Below are 23,940 nucleotides of genomic sequence, written 5' to 3'. Positions count from 1 at the left end.
TTAGCTTGTTTTGGTTCGACGACTCGACACAAGAACAGTTGGCGAGTCGGGGCGTCACTTCGATGCTCGCTTTGCCCAGTCAGCAGTACTAAATCTCAACTCACGGTAGCTTCAACAGAGTCCGCTAGTAGACCGCGTAGGAAGCCGGTAGAACCCTATTCCACCGATTTCGCTCGATTCTGGAAGTCGCCGCCACACTCCTCACACTCGCCGGGGCTCGTCTCGGCCTTGACTATCCTCCCACACTGAAGGCACTCGTATTCGGATGCTATTTCTGACGTATCGTTTTCAACGTCTTGACCATGTGGCATACTCACCTCTTTGAATTCCAGTCATAAATAGAAACTGCGAGTCATATCTGGTGACATAAGTGAACCGCTTCGGCCTGCTCCGCCTGTAGAAAACGATGGCCTCGGGCCGGCGGAAAAACGTTACTCGGCGGGCAGATCGTCGATCAGGACGACGGCCTCGCCGTCGATCACGGTCGCGTCGTCGTCCTCGTCTCGGACGACCGTCTCGAGGCGGTACTGGTCGTTCCCGAGGTCCTCGACGATCTCGACGCGGGCCGAGACGCGGTCGCCGACGCCGACGGGGCCGCTGAACTCGAGGTCCTGTGAGAGGTAGATGGTGAGTCCGGGAAGCCGAGCGAGGGCGGAGCTGATGAGCCCGGAGACGAGCGTCCCGTGGACGATACGTTCACCGAACCGAGTGTCGGACGCGAACGCCTCGTCGAGGTGCAGGCGGTTCGTGTCGCCGCTGACCGCGGCGAACACACGGACGTCCTCGTCGGTGAGCGCCTTCTCGAAGGTGACGGTGTCGCCGACGCTGATGTGATCGGGATCGTCGACGGTGCGATCGAACTGCCAGTCGAGATCGGAGTAGTCGATCGACGGAATCGATGGAGCGACTCTGTTCGTCTCCGAATCGGTCTCGCCGTCGACGGATGGAAGCATCGCGGAGACGGCGGCACGGTTCGCCGCGGTCGCGGATCGAAGGAACCCTCGCGTCATAGCCGACCATGCGTTCGTCATGGCCGCGAGATTCTCTTCGCCGGCGTTCTGGGATGTCATCTATGGACGGCTAGGTGTGGCGTGTATATGACTTCTTTGGCTTCTCCAACACCGTTTTACTCCTCCCTATCTGGGGTAATACGCTGTTAGAGCGCCCCTATCGACTGATATCGCCATTTTCACCTGTCTGTCACGTTCAGCGTTCGATTGCGAGCACCGTTCATCCGAGTCGAAGAGCGGTGGATCGATCCAGACTAAACCATCTCATGCCATCAGATGGTATCTAGTGGAAAGCCTTATGATGTCTGCGATCCAATGTACTGTTGATGACGGACGACTCCGACCGATCGCTCTGGTTCCCTCCCGCGATGTTTACGGAGGGAGTGCAGGAAATGCAGGACGCGGGCGAGCAGGTCGCCGAATCCCAGCAGGAGATGATGAAACAGTTGCTGCAGGCCACGTCGGCGAACCCGCTCGAGAACGCCTCGGCGTTCGGGCCCATGAACATGGGCACGGCGACGTTCAAAGCCCGCGTTCAGAGCGGTGGTCGTATCAGCATTCCCGGCCCCGAACGGGAAGCCCTCGACATCGAAGAGGGCGATATCGTCCAGACGATCGTCGTTCCCGTCAAACGCAACCGAGAGGATCAATCATGACACAGAACCCATTCACCGCAGTCTTCGACGCACAGCGAACCGCAATCGAACAGAGCCAGTCCCTGACCCACGACGCCCTCGAGGCCCAGCAGACCTCGATCAGCGCCTTCGCCGACGCGATCGAGACCTCGAGCTCGCTCGCCGAATCCAACGCCGAGCTGACCAAGGGCGCAATCCACGCCTACTTCGACGCCCTCGAAGCGTCGCTGCCCGAGGAAGCCGCCGACTTCGGCGAGCTCCGCGAGCTCGTCGACGAGGGCTTCGACTCGGCCACCGAGGCCCAGTCGCAGTCGATCGACGCCTACCTCGAAGCGCTCGAGGAGTCCGAGGTCGCCTACGAGGAGTTCGCCGCGAGCTACTCCGAAGTCGTCGACACGTCGTTCGACGCAGCCCTCGAGGCCCACGAGCAGGTCGAGGAGAACGTCGGTGCCGTCGCCGAAAACGTCGAAGAAGCCGCCGACGAGTTCGACGTCTCGGCGTAAATCAGGGAGCCGTTTTTTACAGTACACCGTCAATTTTCACCCATGTCAGACTCACAACCCCCGATGCAAGACTGGAACGCGTTCGCCGAACAGTGGAACGAGCAGTTCCTCGAGGCTCTCGAGGACAATATGGAAGCACAGGCGCAGTTCGTCGAGAGCTGGTCGGAGACCGTCGGTGAGGCCAGTGAGGACTCCGAGATTTCCGACGGCGTCGAGGGCTACGCCCGCGCCTACGAGACGTGGATGAACGCTTCCAAGCAGATGGTCGAGCGGGCGAACGACCAGCTCGAAGGCGAGGACGTCGATGTCGAGGAGTTCCGCGACATCTGGCTCAACACCGCGAACGACGCGTTCAAGGACGTCATGTCGACGACGGCGTTCGCCAAGATGACCGGCGAAACCGTCGGCGACGTCCTCGAACTCCAGCAGCAGGCCGACGAGGCAGCCCAGGAAACGCTCCGCTCGCTCGGATTCGCGACCGAAGACGACGTCGTCGAGATCGGTGACCGCCTCGTCGAACTAGAACGCCGTCAGCACGCCGTCGAGCAGAAACTCGACCGCGTCCTCGAGCACTTAGAAGACGAGCAATGAACAACCCCTTCGCCACCGCGCTGAACATGCAACGGCAGGCCTGGGAGGCGACCGCCGACTTCGCCGAGAAGACGCAGGTCGCCCCCGAGCGCACCGAAACCATCGAGAACATCGACGTTGGGCAGACGCCCAGCGAGGTCGTCTACGAAGAGAACAAGCTCGAGCTCCTTCACTACGAGCCGATGACGGAGGAGCAACACGACATCCCCATCCTCATCGTCTACGCGCTGATCAACAAGCCGTACATCCTCGATCTGCAGCCCGACCGCTCGGTGGTCCAGACGCTGCTCGAGGCCGGCTTCGACGTCTACCTGATCGACTGGGGCGAGCCGTCCAAGCTGGATCGCTCGCTCGGGCTCGACGACTACGTCAACCGGTACATCGACAACTGCGTCGACGTCGTCCGCGAGCGTTCCGGGCAGGACTCGATCAACATCCTCGGCTACTGCATGGGCGGCACGAAGTCGGCCATGTACGCCTCGCTGTATCCCGAAAAAGTCGAGAACCTGGCGCTGATGGCTGCCGGTCTCTGCTTCGCCGGCGACGGCGGCGTCCTCGAACTCTGGGGTGCCGACGACTACTACGACCCCGAAACGGTCACCGAGACGTTCGACAACGTCCCCGCCGGGTTCTTGGACGTCGGCTTCGCACTGATGGATCCCGTCGCGAACAACATCACGAAGTACGCCAGGTTCTACGACAACATGGACGACGAGGACTTCGTCGAGAACTTCGCTCGCATGGAGCGCTGGCTCGACGAGGGAATCGACGTGGCCGGCGTCGCCTACGAGGAGTTCATCCGCGATATCTATCAGGACAACAAGCTCTACGAGAACGAGCTCACGCTGGGCGGTGAACACGTCGATATCACCACCATCGACATGCCCGTCCTCCAGATCGTCGCGGAGTACGACCACCTCATTCCGCCGGCGGCCTCCAAACCGTTCAACGACGCGATCACCTCCGAGGACACCGAGATCCTCGAGTTCCCGACGGGTCACATCGGCATGTCCGTCTCCTCTCGAAGCCACGAGGAACTCTGGCCACAGGTCTCCGAGTGGTTCGAGGAGCGATCGAACGGCACGGACGTGGAATCCGAGCCCGAAACGCCGGAGCCCGAGGACGCCGACGCTGCCCTCGCCGAGGACGCCACCGGCGACGAGTCGGGCGCTGAAGACCTCGCGAACGGTGGCACGAGCGTCGAGTCAGGGTCCGATGCCGACGCAGACACAGACACCGACGCCGACGCTGATCTCGAGGTCGAGACGAGCGATCGCTCGGACGAAGAGATCGTCGAGCGCGCCGAAGACGACGTTCAGGACGAACCCGCGGAGCCGGGCGAGATGACCGTCGACGAGGACGTCGTCGAAGAGGTCGCCGGCGAGGAGGCCGCCTCCGCAATCGAGTCCGAAACCGACGATCTCACCGATCTGTCGGGCGTCGGGCAGGCGTACGCGGAGGACCTCGCCGCGGCCGGTATCGATACGTTCGACCAGCTCGCGGCCGCCGACGTCGCCGAACTCGCCACCGAAACGGCGATCTCCCCCAACCGAATCGAAGACTGGAAGGAACAGGCTCGAGAGCAATGACATCCTCCCCGGCGTGAACGCCGGGGTTTCCTCTCGCTGGGAGTCTCGGCTACGCCGAGTCCACGGAGGCAACTTGCGGGTTCGTGTGCTCCTCGTTGGGACGGGGAGAGCGTGGTGACTCCAGCAATTCGTGGTTGTCCCACTTGAGGCACACGGGCCGTGCCATCGGCCGTGCTACTTCTTCGTGCCGTCTCAGGAACGTCTCGCTTGCGACGAGATCCGCGTGGCCTTCGAAGCCGCAACGACATGTGAGCGTGTCCTGGTGCCGCGTTGTGTCCTTGGTCGAGCCGCAGTTCGGACACGTCTGCGAGGTCCACGCTTCCGTGCGTATTTCGACAATTATGCCGACCTCCTTGGCGGTATCGGCGAGCCGTCCGACGAATCGTCGGAACGCCCAGAAGTTGTGCAGCTTGGCGTTCGTCCGAACAGACCAGTGCGTCTCGAGTACGTCGGTGAGATCGCCGACATACACCGTGGAAACGCCTTGGTCATACAGACGCTCGATCAGATCCCGGCAGAGCGCGTCCTGTGCATGGTCACGTCGTCGGGTCCGTCGTCGGTACAGCGAGTCGATTTGATTCGAACTGTACCGCCCTTCGCGGAGTTTTGACTGGAGATCGGCAATTCGTTGCGTGGTGTTGTGGAACCGTTCGAACAGGTCGCGCCCTTCGTACAAGTACTGCTCGCCGGTTGAAACCGTACAAGCGACCATATTGTTCGCGCCGATGTCCAGAGCGGCGGTTTCGTCCGCCAGTGGTTGTGCCAGTCGAGAATTGTCGATTGTGACTGGCTGAAAGGCTCTGAACGTCTCGCTCACATCGTCGTAATACAGTTCCAATCGGCCCTGTTTGTCGTACTCTTTCCAGTTGGGCTCGCCCCGAACTTTGAGCCGGAGACGCTCGCAGTATCCAAGACTGTACTCCTCTTTCAGCTCTTGGCCGACAAGAATCTCGAGCCGAGAGTGTTCGCCCCATTCGACCGAGTACGACGTGTTTCGGATGTATGTCCGCAGTTCGCGACCCTCGTCTTGGTTGCCCCAGAAGCCGGGCTTGCCGTTGGCTTCGTCCTTCTCTCGGAGTGCGAAGAACGAGCGCCACGCTTCGCGGTTCTTGCGTTCGATCTGCTGAACGGTTGACGCGCCGAGCGTCCCGCCGTACCGTCCGCGGTACTCGTCGATCTCCCAAACGTCGCCGTCCGGGTCTTCGAAGTTGGTTCGGCGCTGATAATTGATCTCGTTCCAGAGAGCGGCTGAAGCGTCCAAGTGCCGTCGAAGCAACTCCTCGTCCGCGTCGGACTGGGGAACTACTTCGAACTCGTTGGTGCGCTTCATCGCTACTTCTGTGCACGAGTGCAACTAACATAAACCTATGAATTCTCGTAGACACTATGTCGAACCACGTTAACATCGAAGTCCCCGACGACGAACAGTATGAGCGCATCAAACGCGTGAAAAACGAACACGGTCTGACGTGGCGCGGGATGTTGATCCACGCCGCGACGACTTGGAGACTCCGTCCGGGGAGTAACCGGTGGTTCGCGTCGTCGAGAGACGCGATTCACGCCCGCCGTAAACGGCGGGACTCTCTCGCTGTTTTAGGTAGCTCTCAGTTACGTTCCGGCCGTTTCCCTTTCTGAGCGTTTCTGGTCGAATGAGCCACAGGATCAGGCCGCGAAGGCAGCTGGTCGCTCGAGTCGTGTTTGCCCTCGAGCGACGACTTCGAAGTAGTTCAATAGAGCCAGAGGAATCAATTACCAGTCCGGCTCATCACGGTTCATCACGACGTGGGCAAAAAGATAGAGCGGCAAGAGGAAGAGTACCAATAGAGAGATACTACCACCAATATCTCGAAAGAGTTCGTTCGTGGCACCTGAGACGGTTTCAAGGGTGATTACAGCCAAGAAAAAAGTGATGAGCGCGAGGAACCAATCTGTTCTGTTCATGTATCAACTTGGAACAATTTCTATTACAAAGATTTCGATTCGGTAAGTACGCATCTGTACTTACCGAAGGCACTCACCCATCGAGGCGGGTTCTCACCATCTGATTTGGGGTCAAACAGCCGCTCAGTAGGTGTACGCGCTTACCGAAGTAGAATCCAACCCAGAAAGAGTAATGGGAATAAAACACCGACCAGAATCACTCCGAGGGATACTATCTCTATAGAAAACAGAGGAATGAGCAGTATCCCAAGAATCGCAATCAAAAGCCCAATGATAATGTTCAGTCGGAATAGTATCGGCTCATTGTCCATTGTTGAGAATTTTAATTAGATAGTGTATATATTTTTTGTATTACTATGACACTTGTTCATAGCCCGCGGAACTAGTTACCGTCGGAAGAACGTCTGAACCATAGCCACCCTGTACTTACTGAACCGGGTATCTCAGTTTTGTACTTGATTCTAGATAAAAATCGTATTACCTGATTCCACGCCACCGCGAATGAGCTGAGCCACTAATAAACAATTCTTATGCGCGCCGAGTCGGTTCCCTGAGACAGAATGGTACGTGAGAGTTGGGCGAGTCACGCCGGATTCATCTTGGCCGCGGTCGGAAGCGCAATCGGACTGGGGAACATCTGGCGATTTCCCTGGATGACCGCGGAGAACGGCGGGAGTGCCTTTCTGCTGTTGTATCTGCTCATCGTCCTCGGCGTCGGGGTACCGGGATTGCTGGCCACGTTCGTGATCGGTCGACGGTCGAATCGAAACCCAGTGGGGGCGTTCAAAACGCTCGCCGGATCGCGTTTCTGGACGGCGTTGGGCGTGCTCTGTGTCGTGACCTCAATCATGCTGATGTCGTTCTACAGTGTCGTCGGTGGCTGGATCCTTCGGTACTTCCTCGAGAGCGCGACGGGTGCCTATTTCGCGGATCCCGGAGCCCACTTCGCGGCGATCAGCTACGGTGCCGAAGCGTTCGGCTACCAACTCGCCGTCCTCGTGGCCACGTCTCTGATCGTCGCCGCGGGGATCAGACGCGGCATCGAGGCGACGACGAAGGTGATGATACCCGGCGTCGTCGTGTTGCTCATCGGACTCGCGATCTGGGCGGCCCGACAACCCGGCGCCGCGCAGGGATACGAGTTCTACCTCGAGTTCGACGGTGCCTACCTCGCGGAGAACTTCCTCTCGGTACTGGGAGCGGCCGCCGGCCAGGCGCTGTTCACCCTCTCGATCGGCAGCGGGACGATGATCACCTACGCCTCCTACGTCGACGACGACCGCTCGCTGCCCCTCGACGCCTCGGCGATCGCTGTGTTCAATCTCGGTATCGGCATCCTGGCCGGACTCGTGGTGTTCCCGTTGCTGTTCTCGTTCGCGCCGGGACCGACTGAGGGCGGCCCCGGCGCCCTGTTCGTCGGGATCGCCGGCGCGTTCGCGAGCCTGCCCGCCGGGCGACTTCTCGGCGCGGTCTTCTTCCTCGTCGTTCTCCTCGCAGCCCTGACGAGTCTGATCAGCATGCTCGAGATTCCGGTCTCGTTTCTGGTCGACGAGTTCGATCTCGAGCGGTCGACGGCGACCCGGGGGCTATTCGCACTGGTCGCACTCACCGGCGGCGTGAACGCGTTCAGCCCCGCGGTGTTTACGCTGTTCGCGGACCACCTCGTCGATCTACTCCTGGTGCTCGGCCTGACCGGGTTCATGGTGTACACGGCCTGGGTCCTCGGTCCGGCCGCGATCGATGAGTACCTCAAAGGTGCGGGACAGCTCTCACGCCCACTGGTGGTCCCGTGGCGATACGCGATCGGGACCCTCTTCCCGGCGTTTCTCCTCTTTACGTTCTACGCCGACGTCGCGGCCCTACTCGAGCTCTCAGCGGGAACGGGACTGTTGTTGGTCGCGACGCTGCTGACGGTGATGGCGCTTGTCTTCGTGGCCCGCCGTTCCGTCTCCGAAAACCGACCGCAACCGAGCGAGAGTATGGACTGACTGAGACGAGTCGCTCAGTGCGAACCGAACGTTTGCGCTGTCGTTCGAGAGAGCGAAGCCCGCTCGGACTGGACGAGCCCGAAGAAATCGCTTCCAGTCGGACATCAACGCCGTCCGACGACAACGGGAGACAGAGTTCTTCGAGCAGTCGGCGGGCTCACAAATTACAAATTTGTGGCATCACGAAACGTCGAAGCCGTTTCGAACGACTTCGTGCCGACAACCTCACGGAATCTTCGATACCGCTTAGATCCGACGAAAAGAACTCCTCTCCCTCGCTTCACGGCCGTTGGCCGTTCGCCTTGCCGCGGCGCGTAGCGCACCGCTCTCTGGGTAAGATGTTGACCCGTTTGCTCACAGTGAGTACGCGTCTACTTCCTGTCCTGTACTGAACGGCAACTATACGTGCGAACTGAACACTGAGAAGCTATAATAGTACGTCTCATAGTCACGTTATATGAACAACTCGTTAAAATCCAAGGTGTTTACAACCAACTGGGATGCATGGAATAATAAATGGGTTCCCATCGTGGCTACACCGTTTTTAGCCGCTATTGGCGTGGTAATTGGCTTCATTTTGAATGTTCACTTTGCATCATCTGAACTGGGTCAGGTCCTAGTGATGGGTCTCTTTCTGGTAGTGACAATGATGGCGGGATACACACTCCTTGCGCTTATTGATTAGCACGTTATAGCTAGTTTAGAGTCAAGAAATAATGCCTATATTAGCTGTACTGGACGGCAATTACAGATGCGAATGGAACACCGGAAGTATTATTCGCTGAGTTGACACGGGTAACGTATGACAGACGAGCTCTCATTGGATGGACGGACACTTGCTGGCGTTGCAAATGATGAAGGCGGAGAAGTGGGTGCAAATACCGTCTTTCACTTTGAGCAGAATGGCGAACGAATATACGCGAATTATTCTGGTGGCAGTGTTGTAGACGGACATTTGGTTGGAACCTTCGACGGGGAACAGTGGGACATCCGGTACACCCAAATAAACACAGAAAACGAAACCGCTACCGGACACTCTATCGGTGATGTCGAACTTCTCGACGATGGTCGTATCAGAGTTGAAGACGAGTGGAAATGGGAATCGAAGTCTGGAAAGGGTGAGTCAGTGCACGAAGAAGTTGACCAGTAGATGGTCCCTGATATAATCAACTTTCGACGTTCACTACTTGATCTGTACTGAACGCGAGTTTTCTGACCAACTTTGAATAAAGAAATCGTATTACCAACTGCTGGCGCCCCCTTCCTCATCGTTTTGATCGCACTGTGGCTGGTCACAGGTCGAGGTCCAGAATAGGAGAACTAAAGCTGGGTGTGGTCGATCGGAGGCGAAAACTTGGGTGGACCAAGCGGACCGAGGAAAGCGGTATCGCTTATGATTTATTGTCAGATTGGACATCTACACCAAACATAGCTGCTAGCTGCATCATCCGTGATAAAGCACCGTCCGTGGGTGTCGTTTCTCTGCTTCTTTCCGGCGCTTATACTCCTCACGCCATCGAGTATTTGTACGCCCAGACTGAGGGTAGCAATGATTACGATTTCACTCATCCTATCTAAAGAGTACTTACGAGTAAACTCGAGATCTGGCCACAGAATTGACATAAATAATGAACTCTCGAGAGTTAGCCTCTGATGAGAAGGGCAACCAAGATTACCATGCTGGCTGCTATGATACTGTCCCCTAACTTATGGTAGAGGTGGAAGTGTCCAATCACGGAGGCAGTAAGCAGGCTACTGCTTGCGTCAATTGATCATATAATGAGACTAACAGCACGCGCGATAAGGGAGCGGACAGGACCGGTGTCCGCATAATCAACTCCGTCGATTCGATCCACTGCTTCGAGATGTGGTCGAAAGACCTCTAATCGGTCAGTTGGTCGGACGATTCCGCGTTGCTGGTTGTATTCAACAATTCCCTTCTTATCGAGTTTCGGGAGATGTTCTTGGTAGAGTGGGATATAGACGCGCTGGCGTTGGGTTGAGGTCAGCTCTGCGACAGTCGTCTCGTGTTCTTCCGCCGAGATTATCTCGACGAGATCCCCCATCTTGATCGGCCTCTCGTTATCCAACAGATGGGCGATTATGTCTCTTCTGCGGCTTGCTTGGAGGAGATGGAAGATTTCATCTTTGGAGAGTTTCAACATCTCGTCCGGTTCTACATCGCTAGAGGGGCAGTCTCTTTTGACCATCATTTCGTGACCTAGGTGGATGCTTAGAGAATGTGATCTAGGGGTGAAAACACATTTTCCACTATAATTTGGTATGAGAGAATGTCATCTTTACTGATGGAACGCTCAAGAAGATTTGACCAGCTGCCGCAGAAGCCCTTATACCGTGTCATCTAATATTGACAGTGAATGACTTCATCTCCTCGTGCAGATGTGGACTCAGACGTTCATACCCGCATCCGTCAACAGGAGGTCGTTGCCGAACTCGGGCAACAAGCACTCGAGATTGACGACCTGGATCAGTTGATGCACGACGCTGCCGTCGCTGTTGCCGAGACGCTCAACAACGAGTATGCGAAGATTCTCGAACTGCTCCCCGGCGGGGATGAGGTGTTCCTACGAGAGGGCGTCGGCTGGCACGACGGACTGGTCGGAAACGCGACGGTCCCGACCGATTTGGATTCACAGGCGGGATACACACTACTCTCTGAAGAACCGATTATCGTCGATAATCTTCGAACGGAGAAGCGCTTTTCGGGTCCTGATCTGCTGCGTGAACACGACGTCATCAGCGGTATTAGCGTCATTATTGGCTCGATCGAAGAGCCATGGGGCGTTCTGGGAACGCACACGACCAAGAAACGGGAGTTCACGGAACATGATGCTACGTTCGTCAAGAACGTCGCAAATGTACTGGCAGCAGCGATTGATCGCGCAAAGAAAGAACAGCAGCTGCACGAACAGCAAATCCAACTGGATTTAGCGACCGAGGCTGCGTCGATTGGTCTCTGGACTTGGGATATCCAGGAAGACGTGGTCACCGCGGATGAGTATCTCGCGGAGTCGTACGGCGTGGACTCGGAGACTGCTGCGGCGGGCGCTCCGATGGAAGACTTCTACGAACCGATCCACGAAGACGACACGGTTCGAACACGGAAACAGCTCACACGGGCCGTTGAGGAGACGGGTGAACTCAAGGTCGAGTACCGCGTCAGGGACGCAGCAGGCGATGTCAAGTGGGTGGAGGCCCGAGGGGAAACCGAATACGATGACGACGGCGAACCGGTCCAATTGAACGGGGCAATCACCGATATCACCGAACGAAAACGACACGAGCGCGAACTCAAGCGAGCGCTCGACCTGCTCGAAAAAACAGAGCACATCGCGGACGTTGGCGGTTGGGAGATCGATCCAGACACGCAGGACGTGTTCTGGTCCGACAACCTCTTTGAACTTCTCGGGGTCACTTCTGATGAGGAACCGCCGCTGGATGAGGCACTCAACCAATACCATGAAGAGGATCGACCGATCGTTACAGACGCCGTTGAGGAAGCACTCGACTCCGGCGATCCGTTCGACGTGGAAGCACGAATACGTACAGCCGATGGCGAGGTGCGCTGGCTTCGGCTGCAAGGCGTGCCCGAGATCGTCGACGAGAAAGTTGTTTCGCTCCGTGGGGCTGCTCAGGATATCACTGAGCGCAAGGAACGCGAACGCGAACTCGAGACCCTCTTCGAAGTACTGCCAGTCGGCGTCGTCGTCGCGGACGAGGACGGTCGAATACTCCAGGCCAACGAGACCGCACACGCGATCTGGGGCGGGGACGTGTTCAACGTCCACTCTGTCGAGGAGTACAAACGGTATCCGGTGCAGTGGGCCGACTCCGGCGAAACGGTTCCGCCCGAAGAGATGACCCTCGCGCGTGTACTCGACGGCGAGGAAGTCACCGAGCCCGAGATCTTCGAGATTGAAGCCGCCGACGGCGAGCGGCGAATCGTTCGGACCGAGGGGATGCCGATTCGTGACGCGCGCGGCAAGGTGACCCGCGGAGTGGTCACTTTGACCGACATCACCGAGCGGAAGGAAGCTCAACGCCAGCTCGCGGAGTCTGAACGACTCTATCGAACGTTGGCCGAACACTTCCCGAACGGAGTTGTCGGCGTCTACGACTCTGATCTCCGCTACTCGTTGGCAGCGGGTGAATTAATCGGAGACCCGGCACCCAGTACAGAAGAAGCTGAAGGTTCGAGAATGCGGGATATCTACCCGGACGAGGTGGTCGAAGACCTCGAGCCGCTGTTCCGCGCGGCCATCGAGGACGGCGAGATCGGAAGTACCCGAACTACTGTCGTTGGCCGACGCTGGCAGGTATGGGCGACACCGCTACAGGACGCCGACGGCGAGATTTTCGCGGGATTGAGCTTTGCGCAGGACATCACCGAGCAGATCAAACGCGAGGAGAAACTTACGGAACTCGTCGAAAAACTCGAGGAATCGAATAAGCGTCTCGAACAGTTCGCATATGCAGCCTCACATGACCTCCAAGAGCCGCTTCGAATGGTCTCGAGCTATCTCCGACTTCTCGAAAGTCGGTATAGCGATGACCTCGACAACGAGGCAGAAGAGTTCCTTGAGTTTGCCGTTAATGGTGCCGATCGGATGCGCGAAATGATCGACGGTCTCCTCGAGTACTCGCGAGTCGATACACAGGGTAACCCGCTTGAGCCGGTTGATTTGGATCGCCTCGTTGCGGAGGTACAGGAAGACCTACAGATGCAGCTCGCCGAGAGTGGCGCTCAAATTACAACCGAAGATCTTCCCCACGTAGAAGGTGACGACAGTCAAGCGCCAGATATTCCAAAATCTCTTCAGTAACGCGATCACGTATAGTGGACAAGGAACCGAAAATCCACGTCAAAGCTGATGGCCGGGGACAGAAATGGGAGATTTCAGTCCACGACAATGGTGTCGGCATCGATCCCGACGACCAAGATCGCGTCTTCGAGGTATTTCAGCGACTTCATAGTCGTGAGGAGCATTCCGGGACTGGAATCGGACTGGCACTCTGTCAACGAATCATCGAACGTCACGGCGGACGCATATGGGTTAACTCCGAACCCGGAGAAGGATCGACGTTCTCGTTTACACTTCCAGCAGCTGAGTGAGCCAGGATTACTGTTCTGTATTCCATCCGAGAAGCTCCGCGCACTCCTCGTTAAGCCGGCCAGCCGTCTGTTGCGACTATGATGGGCTTTCTTGTCTTCCATGGCCCTTTTACTGGTCTCATGTTGCCAACTATTGGAAGTCAACAAGAGGGAGACAACTACGAGGTCCTATTTCTCTAAATATGACCACTACTCGAAGTCGTAGCCTCACTCGCGGAGCTGGTCGGCAACCTCGTCGACGTGCTCGAGGCCAACTAACAGCGCGGCCTCGCGAAGATCGGTCTTCTTGATCGACTCGCCGAGGACGGCCTCGACGTCCGTTTTCCCCTCGCGTTGCTAATCGAGAGTCGACTGGACCTCCAGGCGGCGACAATCGTCCACACCGCAGGCTTCCCCGACGCAATCGTCGAGCGATCCATCTCGGACGAGAAGAATTGCCATGAGGACTCGAGTTGGCTCCCAGACCGTGACGATCGACGCGCCAGCAGTGGCCAGTTTCGACTCGGGGACGTACCTCATCCAGAACTGGCGGCTGTCGTTCGCCGGCTACCAGGATGATCGCTGGCGTGTTGAGCTCGAGCTCGCAGAAGAGTAGCTATCTGATCTCGACGGGATTCCAAAGGGTCAGTAGGTCGATTCCAAGTTTGTTGGAATCGGAGCGAGGTTGATATAGGTCAGGACGAACATATTCACTGTCGCGTTCCCACGACGCGACACGATCCAATCAGCATCCAACCCCACCCCGATCTTGGTTCCATGCCGCCCGGCGGCCATCCACCTGTGCCCATCTGGGCGGCTTTTGAGGTTTTCTCGAGTCGACAAACGCTGAGCGATAGCTATCCAATCTCGAGCACGTCGACGGCAGTTGGGACTGGCTCTCTACTAACATCTCTTAGAGGACAGATTCATCGTAGCAGATCTTTGCTGACGAGTTCCTATCCCGCGAATGGTAGTTAATCGACTAGAGATCTCGTAGCGTTGAGTATACTTTCACATCAACAATTCTTAAACAGTACGTCGACAGCCTCGGCGGGCCCGACATCGCGATCAACAAGGCGGCTCGCTGCAAGCTGCCACGCGTGCTCGGCGAGTTCGGAACTAGCATCCTCATAGTGGACGCTGAACTCAGTCGGTGCGACGGCGATCAGGAGGTCTTCCTGCGATCGGTGAGAGACATCGCCGGCGTTAACCGCGGCTCAGTATATAAACTCACGCATCGCAGAAACGCCGGCCAGAGGCCAGCGTTAGAGCCCCCATCCCCTTTGTGATGTGCCCCAGGGTGGGGCCGAGATCGGACCCTGTCAATTTGGCTATTGACCCAATGTCGGAACGCGATCCGATCTCAGTTTGACGAGGGTTTGTCTCGGAACGGGTCAGTGTTGAATAGTCAACCAAACCCTCCCTCGTCATCATCATCTGGAGTCCGTTCACGATTAACTCTATTGGCCGTGTAGAGAGGTTACAGGACTGTTACCGGCCGATAAATGTGGGGACAGTTCGGTTACTCGTCGGCTGGTTCGTCGCTGTCGTCCTCGTCCAGGTACTGTTCTTCCCTGGCGACGTCGGTGGCCGGCCAGTCCTCTTGTTGATACTCTCCGGAGTGTTCGGTGTTTACATGTTCGAGGAGCTCGGCCGCACCGCCGGCCGCAAAGTCGCAGTCGTCGGGCGATGGACACCCGTAGATTCGAACGGTGGAATGGCCGTCTGAGTTAGTCATCTTCGAGTAGTTCGTAATGCCCCCTCTTGAGTTCGGCGTTGGCTGCGGCTCTGTATATAAATTCATGCATCCGCAGAAAACGCCGACAGGGGGATGTCAGCGTTTGAGTCTCCCCATCCCTTTGTAGTGTGCCCAGTGTTGATTCGAGATCGGTGGTGTGTCAGTTAGATCATTGATGTCGGAACGTGATCCGATCTCGGCGGGCGAGGGGACCATGTCTCGGGGATCGGTTGTGGGTAAACGACCGAATCCTTTCCCTCGCCATCTACCCCTTGCAACTCTCGTGACAATAACTTATTGGCTCGCTGCCACTATGGAAAACAGTTAATAGTAATCACCGAAAGTAATAGAATGTCTCAGATCTGCCATCCCCCTTTCCCACCCCCATCCCCCCCTTTCAATATCGGAAGAATCGGAACCTGTTCGGTTAGCGCTAAGAGGCGACATGACCGTTCTGTGCGTATGCACGAGGAGGAACGGAATCGACGCGTCATCAGATACGAGGTCAGCCGGCGGCTCATGAAGCTCCGAGACGGTGATATTGAGCCGATGGTCGAGAGGCTCGCCACACCGTTTGAGGGAGGAGCGTTAGCAGGTTTGGTCGAGATGTGGACGATGTACGCAAGAGCGAGTTCACGAAACCCGTTCGGCACGAGTCGACGGAAATTGCTGAGCACTGTTCGTCGACCTCGAGTCGGGTTTATATCAGGTACTATCCTCAGATACCTAACGGGTCGTTATTTACCATCGGCCATTGAACGTGTGATCCATGTCAATGGATGGTCGTACCTGTGTTATCACGGGCTCAGCGAAGGGGATCGGCCGGGGGATCGCGGAGTACCTCGGGCAAGAGGGTGCAAACGTCGTTATCAATTACCGGTCGTCCGAAGGAGCAGCACACGAGGCCATCGACGCCATCGAATCGGCGGGCGGCTCCGCCGTCGCGGCCAGGGCCGACGTCTCCGACCGCGCGGAGGTCGAGCACATGGTTGAGGTCTGTCACGAGGCCTTTGGCCCGGCCGACGTGCTCGTAAACAACGCCGGGATCACGGCCGACAAGCAGTTCACCGAGATGTCTCGCGAGGAGTGGGATCGCGTCATGGACGTCAATCTCGGCGGCGTGTTCAACTGCACGCAGCTGTTCTACGACGATATCTGGAACGCCGACGAGGGCCGGCTGATCAACATCTCGAGCGTCGTCGGCAAACAGGGCAACTTCGGCCAGGCCAACTACGCCGCCGCGAAAAGCGGCATGTTCGGCTTCACCCGGACAATCGCCCTCGAGCTCGCCCAGGGCGGCTCGACGGCCAACTGCGTCGCCCCCGGTTTCACCGCGACCGATATGGTCGAGGGCGTCCCCGACAAGGTCCTCGACCGGATCATCGCTGGCATCCCGCTCGAGCGACTCGCGACCGTCGAGGATATCGCAGCCGTCGTGCGCTTCCTCGCTAGCGAGGATTCCTCGTACGTGACGGGGGAAGTGATCGACGTCAACGGTGGCATGGATCTCTAGTCTCGCCTCGAGTATCGATACTTCTCGAACCGTGTCCGTTGCCGTGAAAATTGCGTACGCTCGAGTTCGGAAACAGTGAGCGTAGCGGGACCTCGAGTTACCGTTAATCGCTGTCCAGCTCGTCGGTCTGGTCGTCGGTTCGCGTCTCGTCCGCTGGCGGCTCGGGCGGTTCGAACGCTGCGGCGAGGAGTCCGACGATGCGCGTCTCGAGGAGGTCCTCGAGCGACTGTCGTGAGCGGAGGCCGATCACGGCGACGACCGCGATGACGAGTCGGAGTCCGAACAGCGCCGGCGAAAGCGCGGTTCCGAGGACGGCGATCGAGAGGACGAGTGCGGAAAGCACGAACAGACTCGCGATGGCGATCGGTCGATCGCGCACGGATCCGCCGACTCTCGCCGCGAAATCGGTGAGACCCGATGTCGGAGCGGCGGTCGCCAGTCCGTCCAACGCTCGATCTAGCGCGGCGATGAACGGACCGATAGTCCGGGTCTCTCGGAGATCGATGACGATCACATCGGGGTCGGGCTCGGCCGTGAGCCATCGGTAGCCGAACGATGACGTCACGTACCGCCGTCCACTCCTTCCGAACGTAGCGATCCGCGCCCTCGCGGTCCCCGCTCGGAGTCGTGCACTCGTCTCCGTGACGACGCTCCGGATCGCCGATCCCGCAAGGAGCGTCTCGAGGGGCGACGAGACGCTCGAGTCGCCGGCCGTCGGTGAGCCGTTCGAATTGTCGTCTGTCGGTGAGCCACTCGAGTCGTCAGCAGCCAGCGAGGCGGTCGACCCGTCAGCATCTGCCGATCCGGCTTTCTCGTCGGAGGCAATCCCGCCGAGGTGGGTGCCCAATCGCGATCGTCGGACGGCCGTCCGAATCCGATCGGCGAGCCGACGCCCGACCCGGACGACGGCCGATTCGTCACGTGCGGTATCGAACATGAGTGGGGAGACTACTCCAGTTGTGCGACCGATCCCTCGACGGTTGTCGTCCCGAAGTCGAGGGTGACATTGTTGCCGGCCTGGAGTGACTGGCCGTGGAAGCGCAATCCGGTATCCGTCCGTTGTGTTTGCAACTCGACGGACAGCGTGATGTCCTTATTCCGCGGATGCTCACGCTGGTAGATGTTTCCGTCCTCGCTCTCGAGGACGACGGCTGCGGGCTCGGTCTCGACTGACTGGACCGTGACCAACGTCTCGCCGCGGACGGTCTCGGTCATCCCGGCTTGGAACTCGTCTGCGACCTCGGGGTGGACGTTCTCGAGTTCAATCTGGGCACCGGTCGTCGTTGGTTCCCCGACTTCCTGGTCAGTTCCACGTCGGACTACGTCGCCGGTCAGATCATAGCTGCCAGGACTCAGACTGATCTGACTCCCAACCGTGACTGTCTGGCCACCGTACGCCGGCATCGATCCCTGTTGGAGTGTGCTGAGTTCAGCGCCGATAAGCGCCCGGTACTGATCCCCACTCGCCGGATATAACTGCACGTTGGTTATCGTTGCCGTGGTGTGTGGTCCGAGGGTAACAGTATCTCCTTCGTCGAGCTCGTCGACAGTGCTCTCTGAGAGTGTTGACTCGAGCAAGATGGGCGTTTTGTCGGTTGAGAGGGACTCTCCCTCCGACTCGAGACTCGTTAGATGACCACTAGCAGTGTAGTCGCCAGTTTCGACTGTGAGGGAATCTCCGGCACGAGGGTGCTTACCAGCGAATTGGAAGATTGGGTCGTCCCTCTCTTCGACTTCGACGGCCTTGCCGTTGACCGCAACGCGGACTGTAATCTGTGCCTGGCTCCCACCATTTTCTGTGTTTACAGGCGTTACATAGACGTCCGTTATCGTGTGGCCGTTCGACGAGCCGTTGACGGTGACGGTATCGCCCTCGCTCACGCGGTCGACCACGTAGTCGGGCTGGCCACCGAGATCGACGGTGGCGTACCTGGTCTCGGGTTCGGATTCGCCACCCGAGTCCGAGCCGAGGACGCCGACAAACGTGATCCCCGCGACGATGACCGCGAGGAGCAGGACGACCGCCAGCGCGTCGATGACGTTGACCACGCCGAAGAGGTTGCCCTCATCGTCGATCAGCGGCATAGATCGCTCCGGAAGTTCATAGACCAGAGAGTCGGGGCCGGGATAATAGGCGTTGTCATGTCAGTTCTTGCTGTAACTCACGATCGAACAACGGTCCGCTCTTCTCGAGTCGCCGATTACGGTTGTCGCCACGAGAACGCCACGATTCTGTTGGAACCGACGACGTACCGATCGATCCCGGCGACGATGGCAGCGAGCGCGCCGACCAGGACGAGAACGGTCGGATCCGACGAGACGTACAGGCTCGGCGTCGGATGGCGCGCCCACGTGACGGGATACAGCCACATCCCCGCGGCTCCGTCGGCGTAGGCCTTGAGCGCGTCGACGAGGAGATGCAAAAGCGCACCCGCAAACAGGGCGGCGAACGCTCGTCGATGCCGGTCAGCGACGACCATCGCACCGATGCCGGCGAGGACGAGGACACCCCCGAGGGTCGATACCGCATCGACGTCGAACGGAACTCCGAGGGTCGCCTCGAGCGTCCCGTTTGTGACGAGTATCGTGATCCGATTCAGGTCCGGCAGGATCGCACCGATCATGGCTACGGCAATCCAGCGATCCGGTATCGGTCGGTACCAGCCCGCGATCGTACAGCCGGCGTACACGAGCAGGACGTGTGAAAGCAGGTCAGCCACGGTCGGAACCCTCCGTGTCGGGAGCGGGCTCGCTGCCGTGTTTGTCATCGATCGCTCTCGGTCGGAACGTGAGTTCGCGGATCTCAATCCGCCAGTGTCGAAGGAAGTAGCCCACCGCCAGCAATAGGCCGACGACCGACGCGCCGAGTTTGAACGCGGCTGCGTTCGGACCGCGGTTCACGACCACCGTTCGATCCGCGCGGAGCACCGTCTCGGACTCGAGCACGCCGTAGACCTGTACGACGCCGCCCGGTTCGACTCGGGTGTGGATGTCGTAGACCTCGAGTTCGGCCGCGACCGCATCGTTGTCGTCCGTGACGTGGATGGAGATCGTGTCCCCGTCGATGGCCCTGACCTCACCGAACAGGAGCACGCGCTCGCCGACGAACGGCTCGGTTCCCCGTTCCTGGAGCTGGTCGCCAGTCGGATGGGGCCAGTTGTCGTCGTACGTCGCGCCGTAGTGGACGCAGAGTCCGCCGAGGACGAGGAGTAACGCGGCGACGATGACGATTCTGCTCGCGGTGCGCATTCGTCTCTGCACTGACCGATACCACACTTGTCAGTTCCGCTTTCCACACTTTCAATCGAGGGTCGTGACATACTGAGGGCAAATTATCAAATATAAGCCTATACTGGCGGTCATCGAAGCGCATCAGCACTGCGTGGATTCGTTCGGCGCTCTCCCGGGATTCCTTTGATCCCAGAGACTGAATACAAGACAGTGAGTGACACGAGAGGATAAACGACGCCAGTACGGAGTTCTCAGTCGCTCAGATCATGCTCCAAAGAACGCTGTCAGAACTTGGACGAGAGCCTTCGCGTCGACATCGTCTTCCTGTCCATCCAGAATCCTAAGTTCGGGATCGGGGAAGATGTCCACGAGTTCTTCTGCGCCATCTAGAAGAATAGTGGGCTCCGTCCACCGCCCATCACGAGCAGCGGAACCGTCGCATCAGTCCATTGGTCAGTCGACAGCGGATTGTCCGACATGGTATCTCCAATGATGGTGTCGTAGTACCCTAGCGTATGTGCGATCGCTTCCATCTCAGCACACGGTGGATCCTCACGCATCTGGGTGAAGAACTCAGCGGCTCTATTGAAATCCTATTATTCATCTATGTTTTAGAGTGAAATACACGAACATTACACGTGCAAACTTACCCCTGTAGTTTTTATCAGATACAGTGGAATATGAGAATCGTGCTGAATACAGAGCGCATATCTCTCGCATCCTTGTTTCCGGTGGATTGGCAGGTTTATGTCGGTGATAAAATACGACGGGGCTCATTTCGATGGGACCCATCGTTTATTTGGAGTTATTTGCTGAATTCAGTCAGCTCTTGGTTGAGTTTCTCTTTTTCCTCGTAGAAGAGTGCGTGACTACTCTCCTCGAAGCGAACGAGTTCCGTGTTTTCGATTCCGTCGTGGAGCTTCTTTGCCGTCAGATCGAACGGACAAGCTTGATCATGGACACCGTGACAGATGAGGGTCGGAACAGAGATGTCCGCAAGATCTGAACGAAGATCCATCTCGCCGACCGCTTCGATCGAATCGGCCATGGCCTGCGGCGACGATTCCATGCTCATGTTCTGGAGCCAATCTTTCAGCTCGGGACTTGGTGCGGAGTGAAACATCGAATCGGCGAAATCACTGCTGATCTTCGCCCGGTCCTCATAGCATCCCTCGGCAAGGTCCATGAATGCAGCTTCATCGACGCCTTCCGGAAAGTCGGGTTTCTTGGCCAAAACGGGGCTCGCAGCACCAAGTAGCGCCAATTTTGCTACATGTTCTTCGTTATGGCGGCTCATATACCGGGTGACGACTCCCCCTCCCATCGAAAAACCCGCAAGTATTATATCATCGACATCGAGTTCATCGAGAACCGTCTTGAGATCGTCAGCGAACATGTCGAAGTCATATTCACTCCACGGTTTGCTTGACTGTCCATAGCCCCGGAGATCGATACCGATACACCGAATGTCCTCTCTTGGGAGTTGGATGTACTGATATTCGAACATCCTGTGGTTCAGTGGCCACCCGTGAATAAACACGAGCGGCGTACCTGATCCCCAGTCCTGAACGAACAGCTCTACTCCCTCTTCAACTTGTATTCGGCTCATATTGACCAAGGTTCAGGACCACTCGTGAGTATATAAATGCCCAGCCCACATTTATGACCATTTGATAGTTCTATTCCCACAAAGAACCTGCTCTAGGCAGATATTTCGGCTTATACTTGTTTATTGAGCTGAAGAACCACTGTTTTTGTAATATTGGCGATAACGATTTACGTTCCATAATAAGTTTAAACCCATGTATAAACTATCTTGAAATACCGGATCGTTCTGCTTTTACTTAGAGACGTATTCAACAGAAAGTCGACTTTTTGCTGAATAGATTCTCTGGACCTTATTCAGCAGGTCGTTTCTGATATTCATCCGAGATGTGGGTGGCCGCTCCGGTAACGCCTTCGCTTGGACTTACCGCACAGGGTGGCAAACCTATCATGTTCTAAGATTTTCAACAGGGTTAACTCAGCCGGATCCTCCACCGCCTCGGTCATGAAAACTCCGGTAGGCGACGGTAGCCATTACTCGAAGGCCGTCCTGAGCGCTTCGCCAGCTCGCTCATGCGCATCGTTCGCCGCTTCGATATCAGGGAACGGCTCCGAGAGTTGGCTCATGTTAGCGAAGTCGTGAATCATGTCCTCGTAGTGAATATGCTCGACGGGAACGCCTGCGTTTTCAAGCGCTTCGGCGTACGCATACTGTTCGTCGCGGAGGGGATCGTATCCGCCGGTGATCAGCGTCGCTGGCGGCAGTTCGGCGAGGATTCGCTCGGGAGCGCGAAGTGGTGACGCTCGAAGGTTTGCTCCGTCAGTCTCGTCACGAAGGTAGTGGCTCCAGAACCACGCCATTCCTCGGGCCGTGAGGAAGAATCCATCTCTGTTTTCCTCGTAGGAGTGGGTGTCATACGAGTAGTTGGTCACCGGATAGAACAACAATTGATGGTCAATTTCTGGGGAACCGATCTCCTTCTCGACGGCCATCTGCGCGACAACGGTGGCGAGAGTGCCGCCTGCGCTCTCACCAGCGACGGCAAGTCCGTTCCCGGCCCCGAGTTCGTTCGCGTTATCCGCTGCCCACTTCGTCGCAAGATAGGCATCCTCGACGGCACCGGGGAAGGGGTGCTCTGGTCCCTTCCGGTAATCAACAGAGACGACAACGCATTCACCCTCTTTCGCCAGCGCGCGAGCGACTTTATCGTGCGTATTCAGGTTGCCAACGACCCAGCCGCCACCGTGGAAGTAAACGACGACAGGGAGGGATTGGTCCGGATCTGGATTGTAGGTTCGTACCCGGATGTCGCGTGCGTCTGCCCGGATTTTACGCTCGTCAACCGCCGCGATCGGTTCGGGTTCGATATCCGGCGTGAAAAAGTCGCCGAGCAACGCCCGGACCTGTTCGGGGGATAGCTGTGAAATATCGGGTGCATCCACTTCTACTAGCGTGTCCAACACAGCTTGGGCATCCGGGTTGAGTTCTGCGGCGCGTCGCTCTTCTATTGGTGTTGTTTCCATCACCATCTCTGCACGTCATTGAACGACATAAATGCACTACGATAGACGATTTGATTGTACGTATGGACTGAAAATCCGAATTATGCCTGAGTGTTTGACGAACGCTTGTCGTGATCGGGATGATGGCTTCCGCATGGAGCTACTTGCCGACGCGTTCCCACTGGGTTCCTCGCTTACTGTCTTCAGGTCTCTTAAACGATATCAGATCGGGGCCATTGTTCGGCTAGTGTTCATTGTTGTGCCCAGAGCGACCTGAAACATACTGGTAGACGTGCTAGTACGTGTTGGTTTATACTGATCGCCGTCGTTCTACTCGCTATGCAGACCGTCTTTCACGTGTCAAGCCCGGATCCAGGTGACCAGCAGCACGCGATGGTGAACGCTCTGAATCTACTCGCCGACAACAGCGTTTCCTCGTCCGCTGACGACGTCGCAATAGTTGCAAATGGGGCCGGTGTCCGGATGTTCGTCACGGAAACCGCCTCGAATCGAGACATGGTCGACACTCTCCGCGAGCAAGATGTTACATTGCTAGCCTGCCGTAACTCGCTTGATGGGATGGGAGCGACCGACGCCGACTTGCTTCCGGGTGTCGAGGAGGCCCCATCCGGATCGGGTGCGCTCGCACGGTTTCAGGACGAGGGGTACGGGTACATCAAAGCACCGTAGAGCCGTCTGTAGAATTCACCCATTTTCGCTTCGGTCTTTCCCGTGTTCTTCACAGAGAATATCGCCCGTTTCCGTATCGAAACAAAACCCGTCCCCTGGTTTGATTCGCTTTCCATCGGCGTCACAACCGTCAGCGTGGGTTAGGAAGTATCTTCCCTCATCCTGACCCGTTTCTAATCGCCCGGCCTGCACAGCGAACCGAACAAGTCCTTCTCCGATCTGCGTTCGTTCAGTCGAGTCGGCCATCTCGAAGTGAATGAGTGGCATGGAGGTTCATCAACACCAACGGACGCCAGCGAAAAAATACCACTCCCTATGGCTACTTCGTCTCGCGAATGCGTATGAGGTGC

The 23,940-nt window shown here is 57.4% G+C and carries 26 protein-coding genes and 1 pseudogene; 12 read left to right on the top strand and 15 right to left on the bottom strand.

What is annotated here, in order from left to right:
• Positions 1–155: 155 nt before the first annotated feature.
• Together HYG81_RS23075 and HYG81_RS23070 are read right to left on the bottom strand one after the other, a co-directional pair.
• A complete protein-coding gene (locus tag HYG81_RS23075; RefSeq protein WP_180842020.1) occupies positions 156–311 on the bottom strand; it encodes a rubrerythrin-like domain-containing protein in 156 nt (51 codons plus the stop codon).
• 120 nt (positions 312–431) lie between these two features.
• On the bottom strand, positions 432–1,070 hold the full coding sequence (locus HYG81_RS23070; RefSeq protein WP_180842019.1) for a MaoC family dehydratase: 639 nt from the start codon (positions 1,068–1,070) through the stop codon (positions 432–434).
• A gap of 266 nt (positions 1,071–1,336) precedes the next feature.
• Between HYG81_RS23070 and HYG81_RS23065 the strand changes: the two genes are divergently transcribed.
• From HYG81_RS23065 to phaC, 4 genes are read left to right on the top strand one after another with little or no spacing between them, the layout of a single operon-like run.
• Positions 1,337–1,666 (top strand): AbrB/MazE/SpoVT family DNA-binding domain-containing protein, encoded by a 330-nt coding sequence (locus HYG81_RS23065; RefSeq protein WP_180842018.1) that lies wholly within the window; start codon positions 1,337–1,339, stop codon positions 1,664–1,666.
• The gene (locus HYG81_RS23060; protein WP_180842017.1) at positions 1,663–2,148 is read left to right on the top strand and encodes a hypothetical protein; all 486 of its coding nucleotides are present in this window, start codon (positions 1,663–1,665) and stop codon (positions 2,146–2,148) included. Before HYG81_RS23065 ends, HYG81_RS23060 begins: the two co-directional genes overlap by 4 nt.
• 42 nt (positions 2,149–2,190) lie before the next feature.
• On the top strand, positions 2,191–2,739 hold the full coding sequence (locus tag HYG81_RS23055) for a poly(R)-hydroxyalkanoic acid synthase subunit PhaE (protein WP_180842016.1): 549 nt from the start codon (positions 2,191–2,193) through the stop codon (positions 2,737–2,739).
• Entirely contained in the window at positions 2,736–4,328 is a 1,593-nt protein-coding gene (phaC, locus tag HYG81_RS23050) for a class III poly(R)-hydroxyalkanoic acid synthase subunit PhaC (protein ID WP_180842015.1), read from the top strand. Before HYG81_RS23055 ends, phaC begins: the two co-directional genes overlap by 4 nt.
• A gap of 49 nt (positions 4,329–4,377) precedes the next feature.
• Here the strand turns inward: phaC and HYG81_RS23045 are convergent, their stop codons facing one another.
• Positions 4,378–5,658 (bottom strand): RNA-guided endonuclease InsQ/TnpB family protein, encoded by a 1,281-nt coding sequence (locus HYG81_RS23045; RefSeq protein WP_180842014.1) that lies wholly within the window; start codon positions 5,656–5,658, stop codon positions 4,378–4,380.
• 419 nt (positions 5,659–6,077) lie between these two features.
• On the bottom strand, positions 6,078–6,269 hold the full coding sequence (locus HYG81_RS23040) for a hypothetical protein (RefSeq protein ID WP_180842013.1): 192 nt from the start codon (positions 6,267–6,269) through the stop codon (positions 6,078–6,080).
• A 560-nt stretch (positions 6,270–6,829) separates the two neighbouring features.
• Between HYG81_RS23040 and HYG81_RS23035 the strand changes: the two genes are divergently transcribed.
• From HYG81_RS23035 to HYG81_RS23025, 3 genes are all read left to right on the top strand, one after another.
• A complete protein-coding gene (locus tag HYG81_RS23035; protein WP_180842012.1) occupies positions 6,830–8,257 on the top strand; it encodes a sodium-dependent transporter in 1,428 nt (475 codons plus the stop codon).
• A gap of 457 nt (positions 8,258–8,714) precedes the next feature.
• On the top strand, positions 8,715–8,942 hold the full coding sequence (locus HYG81_RS23030) for a hypothetical protein (protein ID WP_180842011.1): 228 nt from the start codon (positions 8,715–8,717) through the stop codon (positions 8,940–8,942).
• 117 nt (positions 8,943–9,059) lie between these two features.
• The gene (locus HYG81_RS23025; RefSeq protein WP_180842010.1) at positions 9,060–9,407 is read left to right on the top strand and encodes an avidin-fold protein; all 348 of its coding nucleotides are present in this window, start codon (positions 9,060–9,062) and stop codon (positions 9,405–9,407) included.
• Positions 9,408–10,029: 622 nt separating this feature from the next.
• Here the strand turns inward: HYG81_RS23025 and HYG81_RS23020 are convergent.
• Positions 10,030–10,467, bottom strand: coding sequence for a DUF7344 domain-containing protein (locus tag HYG81_RS23020; protein WP_180842009.1), 438 nt, complete (start codon positions 10,465–10,467; stop codon positions 10,030–10,032).
• Positions 10,468–10,635: 168 nt separating this feature from the next.
• Between HYG81_RS23020 and HYG81_RS23015 the strand changes: the two genes are divergently transcribed.
• A complete protein-coding gene (locus tag HYG81_RS23015) occupies positions 10,636–13,101 on the top strand; it encodes a PAS domain S-box protein (RefSeq protein WP_180842008.1) in 2,466 nt (821 codons plus the stop codon).
• Between the two features lie 14 nt (positions 13,102–13,115).
• Positions 13,116–13,391, top strand: coding sequence for a sensor histidine kinase (locus HYG81_RS45545; RefSeq protein ID WP_226376025.1), 276 nt, complete (start codon positions 13,116–13,118; stop codon positions 13,389–13,391).
• Between the two features lie 207 nt (positions 13,392–13,598).
• Here the strand turns inward: HYG81_RS45545 and HYG81_RS46070 are convergent.
• A pseudogene (locus HYG81_RS46070) lies at positions 13,599–13,703 on the bottom strand (DUF7970 domain-containing protein); the annotation flags it as partial.
• A gap of 127 nt (positions 13,704–13,830) precedes the next feature.
• Here HYG81_RS46070 and HYG81_RS23005 point away from each other — a divergent pair.
• On the top strand, positions 13,831–13,986 hold the full coding sequence (locus HYG81_RS23005; RefSeq protein WP_180842007.1) for a hypothetical protein: 156 nt from the start codon (positions 13,831–13,833) through the stop codon (positions 13,984–13,986).
• A 906-nt stretch (positions 13,987–14,892) separates the two neighbouring features.
• On the opposite strand, the gene HYG81_RS23000 is transcribed toward HYG81_RS23005, so the two are convergent.
• Complete coding sequence (locus HYG81_RS23000) at positions 14,893–15,108, bottom strand: hypothetical protein (protein ID WP_180842006.1); 216 nt, start codon at positions 15,106–15,108, stop codon at positions 14,893–14,895.
• 769 nt (positions 15,109–15,877) lie between these two features.
• On the opposite strand from HYG81_RS23000, the gene HYG81_RS22995 reads away from it, so the two are divergent.
• The gene (locus HYG81_RS22995; protein ID WP_180842005.1) at positions 15,878–16,621 is read left to right on the top strand and encodes a beta-ketoacyl-ACP reductase; all 744 of its coding nucleotides are present in this window, start codon (positions 15,878–15,880) and stop codon (positions 16,619–16,621) included.
• A 103-nt stretch (positions 16,622–16,724) separates the two neighbouring features.
• Here the strand turns inward: HYG81_RS22995 and HYG81_RS22990 are convergent, their stop codons facing one another.
• The 7 genes from HYG81_RS22990 to HYG81_RS22960 all read right to left on the bottom strand — a co-directional run bounded on the left by HYG81_RS22990 (position 16,725) and on the right by HYG81_RS22960 (position 22,921).
• Positions 16,725–17,558: a hypothetical protein gene (locus HYG81_RS22990; RefSeq protein WP_180842004.1), complete on the bottom strand. Its 834-nt coding sequence runs from the start codon at positions 17,556–17,558 to the stop codon at positions 16,725–16,727.
• 11 nt (positions 17,559–17,569) lie between these two features.
• Positions 17,570–18,706, bottom strand: a complete 1,137-nt coding sequence (locus HYG81_RS22985) for a DUF4330 family protein (protein WP_180842003.1) — start codon at positions 18,704–18,706, stop codon at positions 17,570–17,572.
• 116 nt (positions 18,707–18,822) lie between these two features.
• A complete protein-coding gene (locus HYG81_RS22980) occupies positions 18,823–19,341 on the bottom strand; it encodes a metal-dependent hydrolase (RefSeq protein ID WP_180842002.1) in 519 nt (172 codons plus the stop codon).
• Positions 19,334–19,870, bottom strand: a complete 537-nt coding sequence (locus HYG81_RS22975) for an OB-like fold-containing membrane protein (RefSeq protein WP_180842001.1) — start codon at positions 19,868–19,870, stop codon at positions 19,334–19,336. The genes HYG81_RS22980 and HYG81_RS22975 overlap by 8 nt, the downstream gene beginning before the upstream one ends.
• 368 nt (positions 19,871–20,238) lie before the next feature.
• Positions 20,239–20,385, bottom strand: coding sequence for a hypothetical protein (locus HYG81_RS22970; RefSeq protein ID WP_180842000.1), 147 nt, complete (start codon positions 20,383–20,385; stop codon positions 20,239–20,241).
• Positions 20,386–20,657: 272 nt separating this feature from the next.
• On the bottom strand, positions 20,658–21,461 hold the full coding sequence (locus HYG81_RS22965) for an alpha/beta fold hydrolase (protein WP_180841999.1): 804 nt from the start codon (positions 21,459–21,461) through the stop codon (positions 20,658–20,660).
• Positions 21,462–21,931: 470 nt separating this feature from the next.
• Positions 21,932–22,921 (bottom strand): alpha/beta hydrolase, encoded by a 990-nt coding sequence (locus HYG81_RS22960; protein WP_180841998.1) that lies wholly within the window; start codon positions 22,919–22,921, stop codon positions 21,932–21,934.
• 318 nt (positions 22,922–23,239) lie between these two features.
• On the opposite strand from HYG81_RS22960, the gene HYG81_RS22955 reads away from it, so the two are divergent.
• The gene (locus tag HYG81_RS22955) at positions 23,240–23,590 is read left to right on the top strand and encodes a DsrE family protein (protein ID WP_180841997.1); all 351 of its coding nucleotides are present in this window, start codon (positions 23,240–23,242) and stop codon (positions 23,588–23,590) included.
• 15 nt (positions 23,591–23,605) lie between these two features.
• On the opposite strand, the gene HYG81_RS46065 is transcribed toward HYG81_RS22955, so the two are convergent.
• Complete coding sequence (locus tag HYG81_RS46065) at positions 23,606–23,836, bottom strand: DUF8075 family protein (RefSeq protein WP_486641982.1); 231 nt, start codon at positions 23,834–23,836, stop codon at positions 23,606–23,608.
• Positions 23,837–23,940: the final 104 nt, after the last annotated feature.

The sequence above is a fragment of the Natrinema zhouii genome (assembly GCF_013456555.2).
GTDB lineage: Archaea > Halobacteriota > Halobacteria > Halobacteriales > Natrialbaceae > Natrinema > Natrinema zhouii.
The sequence above is the reverse complement of the archived record's forward strand: the minus strand, read 5'-3'. Positions and strand labels throughout refer to the sequence as shown.

What these genes read in the sequence shown, in the direction of transcription:
- HYG81_RS23075 (WP_180842020.1), bottom strand. Translation starts at nt 311, where the DNA reads ATGCCACATGGTCAAGACGTTGAAAACGATACGTCAGAAATAGCATCC.
- HYG81_RS23070 (WP_180842019.1), bottom strand. Translation starts at nt 1,070, where the DNA reads ATGACATCCCAGAACGCCGGCGAAGAGAATCTCGCGGCCATGACGAAC.
- HYG81_RS23065 (WP_180842018.1), top strand. Translation starts at nt 1,337, where the DNA reads ATGACGGACGACTCCGACCGATCGCTCTGGTTCCCTCCCGCGATGTTT.
- HYG81_RS23060 (WP_180842017.1), top strand. Translation starts at nt 1,663, where the DNA reads ATGACACAGAACCCATTCACCGCAGTCTTCGACGCACAGCGAACCGCA.
- HYG81_RS23055 (WP_180842016.1), top strand. Translation starts at nt 2,191, where the DNA reads ATGTCAGACTCACAACCCCCGATGCAAGACTGGAACGCGTTCGCCGAA.
- phaC (WP_180842015.1), top strand. Translation starts at nt 2,736, where the DNA reads ATGAACAACCCCTTCGCCACCGCGCTGAACATGCAACGGCAGGCCTGG.
- HYG81_RS23045 (WP_180842014.1), bottom strand. Translation starts at nt 5,658, where the DNA reads ATGAAGCGCACCAACGAGTTCGAAGTAGTTCCCCAGTCCGACGCGGAC.
- HYG81_RS23040 (WP_180842013.1), bottom strand. Translation starts at nt 6,269, where the DNA reads ATGAACAGAACAGATTGGTTCCTCGCGCTCATCACTTTTTTCTTGGCT.
- HYG81_RS23035 (WP_180842012.1), top strand. Translation starts at nt 6,830, where the DNA reads ATGGTACGTGAGAGTTGGGCGAGTCACGCCGGATTCATCTTGGCCGCG.
- HYG81_RS23030 (WP_180842011.1), top strand. Translation starts at nt 8,715, where the DNA reads ATGAACAACTCGTTAAAATCCAAGGTGTTTACAACCAACTGGGATGCA.
- HYG81_RS23025 (WP_180842010.1), top strand. Translation starts at nt 9,060, where the DNA reads ATGACAGACGAGCTCTCATTGGATGGACGGACACTTGCTGGCGTTGCA.
- HYG81_RS23020 (WP_180842009.1), bottom strand. Translation starts at nt 10,467, where the DNA reads ATGGTCAAAAGAGACTGCCCCTCTAGCGATGTAGAACCGGACGAGATG.
- HYG81_RS23015 (WP_180842008.1), top strand. Translation starts at nt 10,636, where the DNA reads ATGACTTCATCTCCTCGTGCAGATGTGGACTCAGACGTTCATACCCGC.
- HYG81_RS23005 (WP_180842007.1), top strand. Translation starts at nt 13,831, where the DNA reads ATGAGGACTCGAGTTGGCTCCCAGACCGTGACGATCGACGCGCCAGCA.
- HYG81_RS23000 (WP_180842006.1), bottom strand. Translation starts at nt 15,108, where the DNA reads ATGACTAACTCAGACGGCCATTCCACCGTTCGAATCTACGGGTGTCCA.
- HYG81_RS22995 (WP_180842005.1), top strand. Translation starts at nt 15,878, where the DNA reads ATGTCAATGGATGGTCGTACCTGTGTTATCACGGGCTCAGCGAAGGGG.
- HYG81_RS22990 (WP_180842004.1), bottom strand. Translation starts at nt 17,558, where the DNA reads ATGTTCGATACCGCACGTGACGAATCGGCCGTCGTCCGGGTCGGGCGT.
- HYG81_RS22985 (WP_180842003.1), bottom strand. Translation starts at nt 18,706, where the DNA reads ATGCCGCTGATCGACGATGAGGGCAACCTCTTCGGCGTGGTCAACGTC.
- HYG81_RS22975 (WP_180842001.1), bottom strand. Translation starts at nt 19,870, where the DNA reads ATGCGCACCGCGAGCAGAATCGTCATCGTCGCCGCGTTACTCCTCGTC.
- HYG81_RS22970 (WP_180842000.1), bottom strand. Translation starts at nt 20,385, where the DNA reads ATGGAAGCGATCGCACATACGCTAGGGTACTACGACACCATCATTGGA.
- HYG81_RS22965 (WP_180841999.1), bottom strand. Translation starts at nt 21,461, where the DNA reads ATGAGCCGAATACAAGTTGAAGAGGGAGTAGAGCTGTTCGTTCAGGAC.
- HYG81_RS22960 (WP_180841998.1), bottom strand. Translation starts at nt 22,921, where the DNA reads ATGGAAACAACACCAATAGAAGAGCGACGCGCCGCAGAACTCAACCCG.
- HYG81_RS22955 (WP_180841997.1), top strand. Translation starts at nt 23,240, where the DNA reads ATGCAGACCGTCTTTCACGTGTCAAGCCCGGATCCAGGTGACCAGCAG.
- HYG81_RS46065 (WP_486641982.1), bottom strand. Translation starts at nt 23,836, where the DNA reads ATGGCCGACTCGACTGAACGAACGCAGATCGGAGAAGGACTTGTTCGG.